The sequence below is a fragment of the Kitasatospora sp. NPDC096140 genome (assembly GCF_040303045.1).
Classification (GTDB): domain Bacteria; phylum Actinomycetota; class Actinomycetes; order Streptomycetales; family Streptomycetaceae; genus Kitasatospora.
Genome location: NZ_JBEOUW010000018.1, coordinates 120,735 through 135,317, shown reverse-complemented (window position 1 = coordinate 135,317; position 14,583 = coordinate 120,735). Strand labels below are relative to the sequence as shown.

15 protein-coding genes and 1 riboswitch are annotated in these 14,583 nt (G+C 74.6%); of the genes, 8 read left to right on the top strand and 7 right to left on the bottom strand.

Features of this window, described 5'->3' with window-relative positions; translation table 11 throughout:
- Positions 1–277: 277 nt before the first annotated feature.
- On the top strand, positions 278–1,357 hold the full coding sequence (locus ABT048_RS20520; protein ID WP_350522858.1) for an inosamine-phosphate amidinotransferase 1: 1,080 nt from the start codon (positions 278–280) through the stop codon (positions 1,355–1,357).
- Between the two features lie 63 nt (positions 1,358–1,420).
- On the opposite strand, the gene ABT048_RS20515 is transcribed toward ABT048_RS20520, so the two are convergent.
- Positions 1,421–2,017, bottom strand: a complete 597-nt coding sequence (locus ABT048_RS20515; RefSeq protein WP_350522857.1) for a DUF2867 domain-containing protein — start codon at positions 2,015–2,017, stop codon at positions 1,421–1,423.
- 95 nt (positions 2,018–2,112) lie between these two features.
- Between ABT048_RS20515 and ABT048_RS20510 the strand changes: the two genes are divergently transcribed.
- A complete protein-coding gene (locus tag ABT048_RS20510; protein WP_350522856.1) occupies positions 2,113–2,670 on the top strand; it encodes a TetR/AcrR family transcriptional regulator in 558 nt (185 codons plus the stop codon).
- An 86-nt stretch (positions 2,671–2,756) separates the two neighbouring features.
- Here ABT048_RS20510 and ABT048_RS20505 read toward each other — a convergent pair whose 3' ends face one another.
- From ABT048_RS20505 to ABT048_RS20495, 3 genes are all read right to left on the bottom strand, one after another.
- Positions 2,757–3,356 carry a hypothetical protein gene (locus ABT048_RS20505; RefSeq protein ID WP_350522855.1) on the bottom strand — a complete coding sequence of 200 codons (600 nt, stop codon included), beginning with the start codon at positions 3,354–3,356 and terminating at the stop codon, positions 2,757–2,759.
- A gap of 563 nt (positions 3,357–3,919) precedes the next feature.
- A complete protein-coding gene (locus ABT048_RS20500) occupies positions 3,920–5,275 on the bottom strand; it encodes an NRAMP family divalent metal transporter (protein ID WP_350522853.1) in 1,356 nt (451 codons plus the stop codon).
- Positions 5,272–6,639, bottom strand: a complete 1,368-nt coding sequence (locus ABT048_RS20495; protein WP_350522852.1) for a magnesium transporter MgtE N-terminal domain-containing protein — start codon at positions 6,637–6,639, stop codon at positions 5,272–5,274. The genes ABT048_RS20500 and ABT048_RS20495 overlap by 4 nt, the downstream gene beginning before the upstream one ends.
- A gap of 312 nt (positions 6,640–6,951) precedes the next feature.
- Positions 6,952–7,130, bottom strand: a riboswitch (M-box (ykoK) riboswitch).
- Positions 7,131–7,486: 356 nt separating this feature from the next.
- Between ABT048_RS20495 and ABT048_RS20490 the strand changes: the two genes are divergently transcribed.
- Entirely contained in the window at positions 7,487–8,212 is a 726-nt protein-coding gene (locus tag ABT048_RS20490; protein WP_350522851.1) for a DUF4232 domain-containing protein, read from the top strand.
- A 187-nt stretch (positions 8,213–8,399) separates the two neighbouring features.
- On the opposite strand, the gene ABT048_RS20485 is transcribed toward ABT048_RS20490, so the two are convergent.
- Positions 8,400–9,089, bottom strand: a complete 690-nt coding sequence (locus tag ABT048_RS20485; protein ID WP_350522850.1) for a phosphonatase-like hydrolase — start codon at positions 9,087–9,089, stop codon at positions 8,400–8,402.
- A 4-nt stretch (positions 9,090–9,093) separates the two neighbouring features.
- The gene (locus ABT048_RS20480) at positions 9,094–9,855 is read right to left on the bottom strand and encodes a GntR family transcriptional regulator (RefSeq protein ID WP_350522849.1); all 762 of its coding nucleotides are present in this window, start codon (positions 9,853–9,855) and stop codon (positions 9,094–9,096) included.
- Between the two features lie 162 nt (positions 9,856–10,017).
- Between ABT048_RS20480 and ABT048_RS20475 the strand changes: the two genes are divergently transcribed.
- Positions 10,018–11,214: a TIGR03364 family FAD-dependent oxidoreductase gene (locus tag ABT048_RS20475; RefSeq protein ID WP_350522848.1), complete on the top strand. Its 1,197-nt coding sequence runs from the start codon at positions 10,018–10,020 to the stop codon at positions 11,212–11,214.
- 148 nt (positions 11,215–11,362) lie between these two features.
- Positions 11,363–12,058 carry a hypothetical protein gene (locus ABT048_RS20470; protein WP_350522847.1) on the top strand — a complete coding sequence of 232 codons (696 nt, stop codon included), beginning with the start codon at positions 11,363–11,365 and terminating at the stop codon, positions 12,056–12,058.
- Positions 12,059–12,136: 78 nt separating this feature from the next.
- Here ABT048_RS20470 and ABT048_RS20465 read toward each other — a convergent pair whose 3' ends face one another.
- Complete coding sequence (locus tag ABT048_RS20465; RefSeq protein WP_350522846.1) at positions 12,137–12,373, bottom strand: hypothetical protein; 237 nt, start codon at positions 12,371–12,373, stop codon at positions 12,137–12,139.
- On the opposite strand from ABT048_RS20465, the gene ABT048_RS20460 reads away from it, so the two are divergent.
- The 3 genes from ABT048_RS20460 (at position 12,345) to ABT048_RS20450 (ending at position 14,550) form a co-directional block, all read left to right on the top strand.
- Positions 12,345–13,091 carry a molybdopterin-dependent oxidoreductase gene (locus ABT048_RS20460; protein WP_402799377.1) on the top strand — a complete coding sequence of 249 codons (747 nt, stop codon included), beginning with the start codon at positions 12,345–12,347 and terminating at the stop codon, positions 13,089–13,091. The two genes, ABT048_RS20465 and ABT048_RS20460, sit on opposite strands and share 29 nt — an antisense overlap.
- Positions 13,075–13,722 (top strand): cytochrome b/b6 domain-containing protein, encoded by a 648-nt coding sequence (locus ABT048_RS20455; protein ID WP_350522844.1) that lies wholly within the window; start codon positions 13,075–13,077, stop codon positions 13,720–13,722. Before ABT048_RS20460 ends, ABT048_RS20455 begins: the two co-directional genes overlap by 17 nt.
- Positions 13,723–13,860: 138 nt before the next feature.
- Positions 13,861–14,550, top strand: coding sequence for an SDR family oxidoreductase (locus ABT048_RS20450; RefSeq protein WP_350522843.1), 690 nt, complete (start codon positions 13,861–13,863; stop codon positions 14,548–14,550).
- Positions 14,551–14,583 lie beyond the last annotated feature (33 nt).

Here is a 14,583-nt window from a genome sequence, read left to right as displayed (position 1 = left end):
GTTGAACAACGGGCGGATCGGTCGGAGGTTCGTCGGGGCGGCGTGTGCGGTGCCGATCACGGTCCTTGCGCCGCCGTCTTCCGGCCGGGTAGCTTGACCGTCGATCCCGGCCCGTCGAAAGGCGAATTCGGCTGCCCGGCCGGTGATTTCCCGTAGGCCGCGCTCGACCGGAGACAGTCCGGCGGTCCATCCGTACCGATGTCCATGGCCGGTTCCGCGCAGCCCGGGGGCCTCGCTCCGCGGTGCCCGTCCCTAAATCCCGTGTCAAGGGGGAGTCATGTCCAATTCGGCCCGTCCGGTCCACAGCTGGGACGAGTTCACCACACTGCGGGAGGTCGTGGTCGGCAGCGCTGTCGGCGCCCGGCTGCCCGAGCAGACCGAGCCGTCCTCGTGGCTGTCCTGCTTCCCGAAGACCAGCGCCGCCGACCTCGCCTCGATCGAGGTCGGGCCCTACTCGCAGCAGGTCGTGGAGGAGACCGAGGAGGACCTGGACGCGCTGGTGGCCACCCTGCGCGGCCTCGGCGTCACCGTCCACCAGCCCGAGGCGGTCGACCACGCGGCCGAGTTCGCCTCGCCGCTCTGGAAGGCCGACGGCGGTTTCCACTCCTACTGCCCGCGGGACCTGACCCTGGTGGTCGGCGAGACGGTGATCGAGGTGGCGAGCCCGATGCGGCAGCGCTACTTCGAGGTCTTCGGGCTGCGCGGACTCTTCCAGGACTACCTGCGCCGCGGCGCCCGCTGGCTGGCCGCCCCCCGGCCGCAGTTGAGCGACGAGCTCTTCGAGTACGACGCGGACGGGCTCCCGCTGCTGGGCGAGGCCGAGCCGGTCTTCGACGCCGCGAACGTGCTGCGGCTCGGCCGGGACGTGTTCTACCAGGTCTCCCGCAGCGGCAACGAACTCGGCCTGCAGTGGCTCGAATCCACCCTCGGCCTGCTCGGCGACGGCGGCCTGCGGCTGCACCCGCTGCGCGACATCTACGGCTACACCCACATCGACAGCACCATCGCGCTGCTGCGGCCGGGGCTGGTGCTGCTCAACCCGGAGCGGATCAGCCCGGAGACCGTCCCGGAGCCGCTGCGCGGCTGGGACGTCCTGTGGTGCCCGCCGGCCGAGCCCACCGGGGACACGCCCGAGCACGCGCTCAGCGAGAGCTGGATCAGCATGAACCTGCTGATGGTCTCCCCGGACACGGCGATCGTCGAGTCCGGCCAGGAGAGCCTGATCAAGCTGCTGGAGCACTCCGGGATCACCGTCCTGCCGCACCGGCTGCGGCACTCCCGGGTGCTCGGCGGCGGCTTCCACTGCGTCACCCTGGACATCCGGCGTGACGGCGGGCTGGAGGACTACCTGTCCTGACCCCGTTCGGGGAGCGGCCCGACCGGCGGCCGTGCGCCGCCGGCCGGGCCCGCCGTCACACCGTCAGTTCGCGTTCTTCCCCGGTGTGTTCGCCTGCCAGGTGCGGCCGACGGAGCGCAGCAGGGCGGGGTACACCAGGAGGTGCCGGAAGGGCTTGATGGCGGCCATGTAGAGCGTGCCGAGCACCCCGTTCGGCTTCACCAGGACGGCCATCCGGCCGCGGTGGCCGACCGGTCCGTCCGGCACCCAGCCGAGGTGCAGCACCGCGTGCACGGTCCGGTTGGCCAGCTCGGCGGCCCACTCGTCGTCCAGCCGGTAGAGGGAGGCGAACCCGGACGTGCCGAGGTCCGGGCCGCGCCGGCCGTCCCGGAGGTCCGCCGGGAGGCGGTCGCGCAGGGTCGGCGGCCGGGTGCCGGGGCGCGGCTCGTCCCAGTGGAACAGGGCGCCGAGCCGGTGGCGGACGGCGAAGAGCGCCCGCGAGGCCGCGCTGTCGCCGAGCATCCCGCCGGTCATTCCCTCGGCGAACTGGCGCACCAGCCGGTCGAAGTCGTCCGGTCCGCCGGGGGTGGGCAGGTCCCAGACGTCCTCGACCGTGAAGTCGTGGGCGATCCCGTGGATCCGCCAGGGCAGGTCGGTGTGCGCGGTTCGGGGAAGTCTCACGGCCGGACCCCAATCTATACGGTGGCGTATAGATCCAGCATAGGGCCATTTATACGCTGCCGTATACTCGCCCTCGACGCGAGGAGGAGCACGGCATGGGCGCGATCCGCACGCCGCGGGAGAAGTGGATCGAGGAGGGCCTGCGGGCGCTCGTCGCGGGCGGCCCCGAAGCCGTCCGGGTGGAGGTCCTCGCGCAGTCCCTCGGCGTCACCAAGGGCGGCTTCTACGGGTACTTCCGCAACCGGGACGCACTCCTCTCCGAGATGCTCGACACCTGGGAGTACGAAGTCGCCGAGGGCGTGATCGAGGAGGTCGAGCGCGGCGGGGGCGACGCCAGGGCGCGGCTCCACCGGCTGTTCGCGGTCGTCGCCGCCTCCGAGGGGCCGGTCCGGGGCACCACCGCCGACCTGGCGGTCCGCGAGTGGGCCCGCCGGGACGCGGCCGTCGCCGAGCGCCTGCGGCGGGTGGACAACCGCCGCATGGCGTACCTCCGTTCCCTCTACTCCTCCTTCTGCCCCGACGAGGAGGAGGTCGAGGCCCGCTGCCTGATGACCGTGACCCTGCGCATCGGCGGCCACCTGCACGCCGCCGACGACGGCCCGTACGCCCGGGCGGACGTGGAGGCGCGGATCCTGCGGCGGCTGCTGGAGTAGCCCGCCGCCGGACGGACCGCGCGGCGACGGGAACGGGACGCCCGGCCCGGCCGGCCCCCCGCTCCCGCGCTGCGCCGCGGTCCCGCTCAGCCCAGCAGGAGGAACTTGGTGGACGGGACGCCCTGGTAGAAGCTGCAGTCGGTGTTCTGGGTGGTCGTGCTGTACGTGAAGCCCTTGGGGACGTCACAGGCCCAGAGGCCGTTCACCGGCGTGCGGAGGTGGAAGGCGTTGGACTGCACGCCCTGCTGGAGGCTGCAGGACAGGCCCCAGGTGATCCGGTCGTAGGTGAACGCCGGGGTGCCGACGCAGGCCGTGAGGCCGTCGACCGGCGTGCGCAGGTGGTACTGGTTGGACTGGACGCCGCTCTGCTGGCTGCAGGCGAGCCCCCAGGTGATCTGGTCGTAGACGAATCCGGGCGCGCTGACACAGGCCGTCAGGCCGTCGACGGGGGTGCGCAGGTGGAACTGCGGCGAGTTCCAGCTCCCGCCGCCGCTGCAGGAGCGGTTCATCGACACCTGGTCGTAGACGTACCCGGACGGGACGGTGCAGGCCCAGGCGCCGTCCAGCCCGGTGGTGGCGGCGCTCGCGGGGGTGGTCCCGGCCGTGCCGGGGAGCAGCAGGGCGAGGGCGGCGGCCAGTGCGCCGGACAGGAGGCGTGCGGGGCGGATGCGTGCGGCAGTCGACATGGCTCTCCCAGGATGGTGGCCGGAAGGGGCGTGGGACGGGGGCGCGGTGCGCGGAGTGCCGGGCGGGCAACGGGAGTTGCGGCCCGGCGTCGGTTCTAGCACGGTGGTGTCGCGCCGACGTCGTGCCGTCCTCGTGCCCGCATCGTGGCCGCGTCGTGCCTGCATCGTGCCCGGGTCGTGCCCGCTTCGTGATCCGGCGGGGGCCGATCCGGTCCGGGGCTCGGGCCGCTCGTCGGCTCGACCGGACGCGTCGGCGAGGTCACCGGATGCCAAGGTGTGCAGCGCGGTAGCGTTGAGTGGACATGGCATGTACGCTGCGTATCGCTGGTTGAACACCATGCGGGCCTGGTTGCCACTCCGTGGGGGGAGTCGCATCCAGGCCCGGGCGCCGGCCAAGGGCCCGGCCGTTGCTCGTGGGGGAGCGTCGGCTGGGCCCGTCGGTGGGCTGTCCTCGTTATGCCCGGCCGGACGGTGTTTCAGTCATGACAATCCGTCGGAGTCTTCGCGGCGGGGTCCGGCGGCCCGCCGCCGGCCGCTGACGACCGGGGCCCGCGCGGGCCGGCTCAGCCGAGGCCGAACCAGCCGAGGACGGTCTGGACGAGCAGGATCGTCGACATGGCGGCCACGCCGACGACCACGGCGGTGGCCGCGATGCGGTAGCGCGGACCGTTGGCGGCCTCGCCGAGGACGGCCCGGCGGTTGGTCAGCACGAGCAGGTAGACCAGGACGATCGGGCTGATCAGACCCTGCAGCACCTGGGTGCCGATCAGCAGCTGGATGACGTCCACCGGGGTCAGCGCGACCACGGCGCCCAGGGCGATCTGGGCGGTGAACACCCCGAGGAACAGCGGCGCGTCGCGGAAGCTGCGGGAGACCGAGCGCTCGACGCCGGCCGCCTCGCCGACGGCGTAGCTCGCCGAGAGCGGCACCACGGCGCCGGCCAGGGCGGAGGCCCCGATCAGACCGAAGGCGAACAGCAGCTCGGCGCCGTGCCCGGCGACCGGCTTCAGGGCCTCGGCGGCCTGCGCGGCGGACTCCAGGGGGCCGCTGCCGCCGATCGCCGAGGCGGTGGCGATGATGATGGTCAGGCTGATCACGCAGGCGAACACGGCGCCGAGCACGGCGTCGGCCCGGATCAGCTTGTAGTCGGCGGGCTTGGCACCGCGGTCGACGACTCCGGCGGCGGCGTAGAACTGCATGTAGGGGCTGACGGTGGTGCCGATCAGCGCGACGGCCAGCAGGATGAAGTCCTTGCCGGGCTCCAGGTGCGGGACGACCAGGTGCTCGCCCACCCGCCCCCAGTCGGGGCTGCCGAGCACCATGGCGACGGGGTAGGCGAAGAACGCCAGCGACATGATCAGGAAGATGCGCTCGGCCCACTTGTAGGAGCCGAACAGCACCAGCGACCAGAGCAGCACGGCGGCCGGCGGGACGACCGCCCACTTGGGCACGCCGAGCAGCTCGAACGCCGCGCCGATCCCGGCGAACTCGCTGACCACCAGGCCGGTGTTGGCCAGCAGCAGGCAGAACACCGCCAGGGCGGTCAGGCGCAGGCTGAACTGCTCGCGGATCAGCGCGCCCAGCCCCTTGCCGGTGTGGGCGCCGAGGCGGACCGCCATCTCCTGCACCATCACCAGGGCGACGGTGACCAGCACCATGAAGAACAGCGTGCCGTACGTGAACTGGGAGCCGGCGCTGGCGTACGTCGCGATGCCGGCGGCGTCGTTGCCCGCGTTGGCGGCGACCAGGCCGGGGCCGGCGATCATCGCGACGGCGGCCAGCCGGCGGATGCCCCGGCGGCGGGCCGGGGCGGACGGCGCCGGGGTGGACGGCGCTGGGGCCGGGTGCGCGCCGTCCGGGCGGGTGCCGGACTCGGCGCGCTTGCCGCCGTCCGGTCGGGTGTCGAGGTCGCGGGTCACTTGAGGAGCCTCCGGAAGTGCAGGCGCCCGCGCTCGGGCAGCAGCGTGTCGAGGATGTCGTCGGCCAGCACGCGGCCGAGCGGGCGGCCGGTGTGGTCGACCACCAGCAGCGAGGTGGCCCGGGCCGCGATCAGGCGATCGGCGGCCTCGGCGAGCCGGGTGTCGGGCGGGACGGTCACCGGCGGGCCGAACTGGGCCAGCCAGGCCACCAGATCGGCGACCACCGTGGTGTCCTCGGCGACGGCCAGGTCGAACAGGGGGAGGTCGCCGAGCAGCCGGCCGTCGTCGTCCAGCACGGCCACCGCGTCGATGTCGGTGCGGTGGTCGGCCTGCGCGGCGAGCTCCGCCCGTACCCGGGCGACGGTGTGCGCGGGGCGGGCGGTGACCAGCAGGGTGGTCATCGCGCCGCCCGCGGTGCCCTCGCGGTGGGTGAGCAGGGCGCGCAGCTCGGCGGCCCCGGGGGCGGTCATCCGGGCGAGCAGGTTCTCGCGCTCGCCGGGGTCGAGGTCGCGCAGGGCGTCGGCGGCCTCGTCGGGCTCCATCTCGTCGACCAGCCGGGCGGCGTGCTCGGGCGGGGCCTCGCGGAGCAGGTTCTCCAGCTCGGCCGGCTCCATCTCCTCCAGGGCGTCCGCGGCCTGCTCGGGCTCCAACCAGCCGAGCAGCTGCTGGCGTTCGTGGCGGCCGAGGTCCTCCAGGATGTCGGCGAGGTCGGCCGGGCGCAGCCGGTGCAGCGCGGAACGGGAGGCGCGCAGCCGCACCTCGGCGGGCCCGTGGGTGGCCTGCTCGCCGAACGGTGCGACGGACTGCCAGTCAAGGACGCGTTCCGGGGTCGGGCGGATCTGCCAGCGGCGCGGGCCGAGGCGGCGCAGCAGGGTGGGCAGGGAGACGTCGACGCCGACCAGGACGGTGCGGGCCGCCAGCGGGGCCAGGTAGAGGTCGGCGGCGCGGGTGACCTGCACGCCGTCGACGTCGACGAGTTGATGGTCCAGCACGTCGCGGGCGAGCAGCACCTCACCGGGCCTGCGGTTGAACTCGCGGAGGTCCACCCGGGCGGTGCGCAGCCGTACCCGGCCGGTCAGGATCCGGTCGACGGCGTCGGCGGCGATGAAGGCGCGGCGGCGGCCTATCCGGATGATCAGGCCGGTGACGGGCGGGTACGGCTCCGGCCCGTAGAGCCGGGCGACCACGTCGACGACCCGGCCCATCTCCTCGCCGGCCTGGTTGGCGACCGGGCCGCCGATCAGCCCGGCGAGCGAGACCAGGGAGGAGCGCACGGCCCGGGACACCGTGGTGCGGTGCTCGGCGTCGACCGTGCGGTCGCGCAGCCGGGCCGTGGCGGACGCGAACAGGGTGGTGGCAGCCACGAGGAAAGACCCCCTCGCCCCGGACGGTTCGGGGCATGCGGGCCGCCCGACGGCACGCCACCGCGTGCCCCGACCGCGCGGGCGGTTCCGGGCGCACGCCGAGGCGTCCCGCGCGGGGCGGGACGGCAGGGCGGGGGCCGGACCGGTTCGGTCAGGGCAGGAGGGGGCGCCTCGGACGGCGGAAGGACGGCGAGGACAGCACGGGAATGGGCCGACTATGGCCAGGACTTCCGTCCATCACGCCTCCCTCCCGATCTCGGCCGCGCATCGGCGTCGCGGCGGCACGGCAGGGGGAGACCGGCGTCACCACCGGGTGCACCCCCACTCGTCAGAGCTTTGGCACTCCACGGCGTGTCCCTGGTCGCGAGCGACGGGAAGCCACTTGGGGTCACCCCTTGGGCCGGGGAGACCTGTCCTGATCCGGAGCGTCTCTCGACGGGTGGGATCAGTGGCCTGTGTCCGTGAAGACGCCTCACCGAACGAGGTGTCTGTATGAATCGGCCCCAGGATAGGCCCCCGCCGCGCGTCCGGCGAAACCCTTGACCGTAGCTTGACCCCGCACTGACCTGCGGGGGAGCCGCCGGGCGCAGCCCGGGGCCCGGTGCCGGACGGTTCCGTGCGCGGGCGCACCGGTCGGTGACGGGGTCTCATCATCCGGACGGGACGGGACGGGACGGACGGAGCGGACGGGCCCGACCGGTCGTCACCGTGCGACGGGGGTCTCCCGATTCCGTCACCGTCCTGTCACACCCGGGCGCCCGGGGAACCGGCACCGGAACGGCGGTGTGTACGGGGCAGGTGCCCGCACAGGGCCGGCACCGCTCCGTCTCCGTCCCTCGGGGGAACCATGCAGGACACGCAGTACCGGAAGCAGACCCGAAGAGCCGCGGTCGCCGTCGTCTCGGCCGCCACCGCCGCCCTGCTCGTCACGGCCTGCGGGCCGGGGAACGACGGATCCGGGCCGGCCGCGGCGCCGACCGCGGCAGCCACCGTGACGCAGACGGCGGCGGCCCCCGCCCCGACCGCGCCGAGCACCGCGCACCCGGCCCCCGGCAAGGGCGCCACGGCGTCCGGCGCTCCGGCCACCGGGACCGCGCCGGCCACCGCATCCCCGTCCGCCGGAACGGCCGCGGCCTGCGCGGCCACCGACCTGACGGTGGAGGCCCACCAGGCGAAGCAGCGCCCCAACGGAACCGGGGTGGGAGCGGCGATCGTCGCGTTCACCAACACCTCGGCGCACCCGTGCACGCTGCAGGGCTTCCCGACCGTCGCCGGGGCGGCCAACGGCTCCCCGGACCACAACGCCCCGCTCGCGGTGACCCACAGCGGTACCGCCACCCCGGTCCGGGTGGCCCCGGGCGGGAAGGCCTGGGTGAAGCTCACCTTCGTCCAGGTGCAGGGCGAGGGCGACGGCGGCTGCGACTCCGGGGCCACGCCGGTCGCCTACCCCACGCTCGTGGTGGGCCTGCCGGGCGGCGCGGGAGCGCACCAGGTGGCCCTGGACGACGGCCTCTTCGCCGAGTGCGACAACAAGGTGACCACCACCGCGCTGCTGGCCACCAGCCCGTCCTGACGGGACGTCCGCCGCGGCGGCCCCGACCGGCCGCCGCCGCAGCCCCACCGACCGACGCATGAGCCGCCCGGGCGTACGCCCCGGCGGCTCACGGCTTCGGCGGCTCACCCGGCGGTGAGGTCGGTCAGTGGGATGACAGCGGCGGGATCACGGCGGCGGGGTCGGGCGGTGCGGTCGGGCGGTGCGGTCAGGCCGTCGGCCGGGCCTCGGGGAGCGCCGGGATGTCGGCGACGCTGTCCAGCACGTAGGTGTGCGGGCGCCCCTCGAAGTCGTCGCGGCCGAGCTCCCCGGTCAGCACGCCGATGACCACGCCGGCCCCGGCGTTGGCGCCGGCCTCGACGTCGACGACGGTGTCGCCGGCGGCCAGCACCCGGCGGGTGTCGATCACCCCGGTCTTCTCCATCGCCCGGTGGATCATGTGCGGCGCCGGGCGCCCGCGCGGGACCTCGTCCGAGGTGACCACGGCGTCGAGGTTGCCGCCCTCGCCGGTGGACCAGCCCAGCGACTCCAGCAGCGGGTACGCGACGTCGTCGCTGAAGCCGGTGGTCAGGGCCACCTTGATGCCGCGTCGGCGCAGCTCGGCCAGGGCGTCCTCGACACCGGCGATGGCCTGCGGGGGAGTGGCCCGGTAGGCCTCGCGCAGGAACTCCGCGAAGGCGGCGTAGCCGTCCTCGACGAGCTCCGGGGTCGGGGTGCCCCCGCCTATGCGGACCAGGGCGGCGATGGCCTCGCGCTTGTCGGTGCCCATCCAGGTCTGGAGGTCGGCCTCGGTGACGGCCACTCCGGTGCGCTCGACGGCGGTGCGCAGCGCCCGGTAGACGGCACCCGCCTCGTTGATGGTCGTTCCGGCCATGTCCAGGACGGCGAGCTCGATCACGGTGTCAGTCCTCTTCGGTGCGGTAGCGGCCGATGACGGTTCGGCCTTCGATGGTGTTCTCGATGGTGAAGGTGGCCATGGCGGGCAGGTAGCGGTCGTCCGCGTCCTCCAGCGGCACGCCCCGGCTCGACGTGGTGAGCCGGCGGACGCGCAGCAGCGGGGCGCCGACGGCGACCCGGAGGAGTTCGGCGTCCTGCGGCTCGGCGGCGACGGCGTCGATGGTGTGCCGGGCGCGGTGCAGGTCGACCTCGCGGCGCAGCAGCTCGTCGTAGACGGATCCGCTGTCCGGGTCGAAGTCGAACAGGATGCGCCCGACCTCGTGGACGAAGGTGGATCGTTCCAGCATGGCCGGGACGTCGTCCAGCAGTCGCAGCCGGACCAGTTCGACGACGGGTGCGCCCTCGGCGAGGCCGAGCCGGGCGGCCGCCTCCGGGGTCGCCCGGCGGCGGGCCACCTCGACGGTGGTCTGCCCGGGCTCGCGGCCGATGGTGCGGGCCCACTGGGTGAAGGACAGGAAGGTGCCGAACGGCTGGGAGGGCGCCGTGCGGCGGGCGACGGGCGGCTTCCCGCGGCCGCCGACCAGACTGCCCTCGTGGCGCAGCATGGCCAGGGCCTGGCGGACCGGGCCGCGGGAGGTGCCGAACTCGGCGCAGAGCTGCGACTCGCTGGGCACCGGCAGGCCCTCGGGCCACTGGCCGGACTCGATGCGGCGTTGGAACTCGGCGCCGAGCCGTTGGTGGAGCGGAAGCTCGTCACTTGTCTTCACAAGTCGACTATGACACCCGATGGCGGAACTTCTCAAGGCGGGCCCACCTGCTCGTTTGTCCTGGTGAAGGGTTCTCGCCCGTGGTCGTCGCGCGGGTGAACAGACGGTAACTTGTACATACATGTCTTGACGGCGACGCCGACGACCCCGGAACCTGGAGCCATGAGCAGCAGCACCACACCCACGACCGCCCCCGCCTCCTCCCGTACGCACGCACCGGGCACGCCCGGCCGCAGCGACGTGGTGATCGTCGGCGCCGGCATCATCGGCCTCGCCCACGCCTTCGAGGCACTGAGCAACGGGCTGTCCGTCACCGTCGTCGACCGCGACCGGCAGCCCGTCGGCGCCTCGGTCCGCAACTTCGGCCACTGCTGCATCAGCGCCCAGGACGGCGACCTGCTCGCCCTCGCCCAGCGCTCCCGGCCCGGCTGGCTGCGCGCCGCCGAAACCGTCGGCATCTGGGCCGAGGAGGCCGGCACCCTGGTGGTGGCCCGGTCCGCGACCGAGGCGGCCGTCCTGGAGGAGCTGCGCGACGAGCGCGGCGGCGACGCCGTCGAGCTGCGCACCGCCGCCCGGACGGCCGCGCTGCTCGGCCGCGCGGACGATGCCGCCGGCGACCTGGTGGGCGGCGCGTTCCTGCCCGCCGACCTGCGCGTCAACCCGCGCGAGGCGGCGCCCGGCCTGGCCCGCTGGGTGGCCGAGCAGCCGCAGGGCCGGGTCCTGTGGGGCACCGCCGTCACCGGCGTCGAGCCCGGGACGGTCCACACCACGCGCGGGCCGGTCCACGGCGACCGCATCCTGATCTGCGTCGGCCACGACCTGGACTACCTGTTCCCCGACATCGCCGAGGACCACGGGATCCAGCGCTGCCGCCTCACCATGGCGCGGGCCGCCGCCCCGGCCGGGTTCCGCACCTCCTCCGCGGTGCTGACGGCCACCTCGATGCTCCGCTACGACGCCTTCACCTCCCGCCCCTCGGCCGCCCTGCTGCGGGAGGAGGTCCTGGGCCACAGCCGCGAACTGCTGGACATCGGCGCCAACGTGATGTTCACCCGACTCCCGGACGGCACGGTCCTGGTCGGCGACTCGCACCACTACGACGCCACCACCACGCCGTTCGTCGACGAGCGCACCCACGAGCTGCTGACCGACGCGGTCGCCCGGGTGCTGGGCGTGGAGCGCCTGCGGGTCCTCGAACGCTGGCAGGGCGTCTACGCCAGCAGCCCCCGCGGGCCCCTGCTGGTGCGCGACCTGGCCCCGGGGGTGCGCGCCATCTCCGTCACCTCGGGCATCGGCATGACGCTGTCCTTCGGCCTCGCGGCCGCCACCTTCGACGGCACCCTCGCCCCGACGGCCTGATCGCCGGCCGGTCACGCCGGCTGGTCGCGTCGGCGGATCGACGCGCCTGATCGCGCCGTCCGATCGACCCGCCCGGTGGCACCCGCCACCGGGCGGAGCCGTTCCCCGGCGCCCCCCGCTGACAGTGCCGCATGGCACAGTTCGGCCCATGAACCTCACGACCACACCGCACAGTTGGGACCAGGCCGTCGCCCTCTTCGAGCGCCGCGGCCTGCCCCGCTCCTCCTACGAGAACCTCTACGAGGAGCAGTACGACGTCCACGCCGGCGCGCTGGCGATCGAGGGCCACCTCGACCTCGACGCGGCCGAGCCGGACGGCACCGGCTACATCGTCGACGGCGACCTCGACGTCACCGGCGCCGTGCTCAACACCGACGACGGCTGCCCCGCCCTGATCGTCCTCGGCGACCTCAGGGCGGCCGCCGTCTACCTGGAGGGCGACGCCAAACTCCTCGTCCGCGGCGACGTCCACGTCGAGGCCTTCGTCGGCAACATGACCGACAAGCTGGTGATGCTCCACGGGGACCTGCACGCCCGGGTCACGGTGCTGTCCGCCGAGTTCGCCCCCGACCTCGTCGCGGGCACCCTGCACGGCCCCGTCCTCGCACCGGCCTACCTCGCCGACTCCGCCGCCGAACCGCCCCGCCCCGCCGAGACGGTGCTGGTGCCCGAGGTCCTGGCCGGCGCCGACGACGATCCCGACGACCTGCGCGGCTTCGACGCGCCCGGCGTCCACGGCGGCCGGCTGCTCAGCCGCATCGAGTCCGGTCTGCCCGTCACCCTGGCGGGCTCCGGCTCCGGTTCCGGTGCCGCCCCGGTGGCCGAGCGGCCCGCGGCGGGCTGATCCCCGCGGCGGCCGGGTCCACCAGGGGGAGTTCAGGTTCGGGCCGGGGCACCGGGGGAGCCCCGGCGTGGTCCGGGGTCAGGGCCAACCGGTCGGCCGTGCACCCGCCGTGGCCGCGGCGGTCGCGATCGAGGCGCAGGCGCGCCGGACCGCCGCGGCCGCCCAGCCGGAGGGCAGCGGCCCCTGCGCCCCCAGGACGGCAGCCTGCCGCTGGAGTTCGCGGAGCGCGCCGCCCTGGGCGCTGGAGCGGCCCGCGGGCCCGGCGCAGCCGGAGGCGTCGGGCGGGTTGAGCCCACCCCCTTCGACCTGGTCCAATCGGGCCGTGAAGAGAACCGAGCGCCCCGAGGGCACACCCGTGGGCCGCCGGGTCGTGCTGGGCCTGCTGGGGCTGGGCGCGGCCGGTGTGGCGGCCGGCCCGTACCTCCAGCGCGCCCAGGACGCCGTCACCGCCTCGGACCCGACCGGGGTGACCGGGCTGCTGCCGGGCGGCGGCGTCTTCCGGTACTACTCCGTGGCCTCCTCGGTGCCGACCCGCACCGCGGAGACCTACACGCTGACGGTGGACGGCCTGGTGGAGCGCCCGACGAGCCACCGGCTCGCCGATCTGCAGGCGATGCCGCAGCAGCGGCTCGTCCGCGACGTCCAGTGCGTGACCGGCTGGCGCGTCCCGGACACGCCCTTCGAGGGGGTGCCGCTCGCGCACCTGCTGGACGCGGCCGGGGTGCGGCCCGGCGCGAGGGCGGTGTCGTTCAGCTGCTTCGACGGCACGTACACCGAGAGCCTCACCCTGGAGCAGGCCCGGCGGGACGACGTGCTGGTCGCGCTCAAGCTGCAGGACGCCCCGATCACGCACGCCCACGGCGGCCCGGTGCGGCTCTACGTCGCACCGATGTACTTCTACAAGTCCGCGAAGTGGCTCTCGGGCATCACCGTCACCGACGCGGTGCGCCCGGGCTACTGGGAGGGCAACGGCTACGACGTCGACGCCTGGGTCGGCCGGTCGAACGGGCGGGACGATGCGCCGACGAGCTGAGCTGGTCCTCCGTTTCACCCGCGCCGAGCGCTGGGTGCACCGCACGACCGCCGCCCTGATGCTGGTCTGCCTGGCGAGCGCGGCCTGCCTCTACCTGGCGCCGCTGGCCGAACTGGTGGGCCGCCGCCACCTGGTGGTGACCGTGCACGTCTGGTGCGGCCTGGCGCTGCCGGTGCCGCTGCTGCTCGGGCTCTCCTCCCGGGCGCTGCGCGCGGACGCGACCCGGCTGAGCCGCTTCACCCCGGCGGACCGGGCCTGGCTGCGCGCCGTGCGCAGGCGCGAACCGCAGCGCCCGGCGGGCAAGTTCAACGCCGGACAGAAGCTGTACGCGCAGTGGACGCTCGGATCGATGCTGGTGATCCTGGGCACCGGTCTGCTGATGTGGCTGACGCACCTGTCGCCGCCGGCCTGGCGGACCGGGGCGACCTTCGTCCACGACTGGTTCGCCCTGGCCATCGCCACCGTGGTCGCCGGGCACGTGCGGATGGCGATGGCGGACCGGGAGTCACGGCTGGGGATGCGGACCGGCCTGGTGGAGCGCGCGTGGGCGGAGCGGGAGCACCCGCAGTGGGAGTGCCGGCCGTCGGAGCGCCCGCAGCGGGAGCCCGCCGCTTCCTCCGAACACCCGTGACGAATCGACGAATCGACGAATCGACGGGGTGACGGGATGACGGAGTGACCGGGTGACGGCTCCGGCCTTCCGGACCCGGCCGCCAGGACGGCGGGAAATCGCCGTTCCGACGCGGTCACGGTGGGTAAGGGGGCCGGCATGGGCGTTCATCTCATCACCGGTGCGGGCTCGGGAATCGGCGCGGCGGTCGCCGGGGTGCTCACGGAGCGGGGCGAGGACCTCTGGCTGCTGGCCAGGGACGAGGCCCGGGCGGAGGAGCTGCGGTCGCGGTTCCCGGGGAGCCGCACCCTGGCGGCGGACCTCGCGGAGCCGACGACGCTGGCGGCCGCGCTCGGGAAGCAGGAGCTGCCGGAACGGCTGGACTCGCTGATGCACGTCGCCGGGACGCTGGAGCCCGGCACGGTGGCGGGCCTCGACCCGGCGGTGTGGCAGGGCATGCTGGCGGTCAACTGCGTGGCCCCGGCCGAGCTGACGCGCGTGGTACTGCCCGCGCTGCGGGCGGCCGCGGGCCGGGTGGTGTTCGTGAACTCCGGCGCCGGGCTGCACGCGCCGCCCGGTCTGGGGGGCTACGCGGCCTCGAAGTTCGCGTTGCGGGCGCTGGCCGAGTCGCTGCGGGCGGAGGAGTACCGCAACGGCGTGCGGGTCACCACGGTCTTCCCGGGGGAGGTCGACACCCCCATGCAGGCCCGGCTGCACGGCGCGCTCGGCCTGCCGTACGACCCGGGCATCTGCCTCGCCGCGGAGTCCGTGGCCGCGGCCCTGGTCGGGGTGCTGGACTTCCCCGCGGACGGCACGCTGAGCGAGCTGACGATCCGGCCGGGCTGCTGAGCGGCGGGCGCGGCCGGGGCCGGCGGGCCCCGG

Bases quoted from the DNA above. Each gene is read 5' to 3' on its own strand.
- ABT048_RS20520 (WP_350522858.1), top strand. From the start codon at position 278: ATGTCCAATTCGGCCCGTCCGGTCCACAGCTGGGACGAGTTCACCACA.
- ABT048_RS20510 (WP_350522856.1), top strand. From the start codon at position 2,113: ATGGGCGCGATCCGCACGCCGCGGGAGAAGTGGATCGAGGAGGGCCTG.
- ABT048_RS20505 (WP_350522855.1), bottom strand. From the start codon at position 3,356: ATGTCGACTGCCGCACGCATCCGCCCCGCACGCCTCCTGTCCGGCGCA.
- ABT048_RS20490 (WP_350522851.1), top strand. From the start codon at position 7,487: ATGCAGGACACGCAGTACCGGAAGCAGACCCGAAGAGCCGCGGTCGCC.
- ABT048_RS20475 (WP_350522848.1), top strand. From the start codon at position 10,018: ATGAGCAGCAGCACCACACCCACGACCGCCCCCGCCTCCTCCCGTACG.
- ABT048_RS20470 (WP_350522847.1), top strand. From the start codon at position 11,363: ATGAACCTCACGACCACACCGCACAGTTGGGACCAGGCCGTCGCCCTC.
- ABT048_RS20455 (WP_350522844.1), top strand. From the start codon at position 13,075: ATGCGCCGACGAGCTGAGCTGGTCCTCCGTTTCACCCGCGCCGAGCGC.
- ABT048_RS20450 (WP_350522843.1), top strand. From the start codon at position 13,861: ATGGGCGTTCATCTCATCACCGGTGCGGGCTCGGGAATCGGCGCGGCG.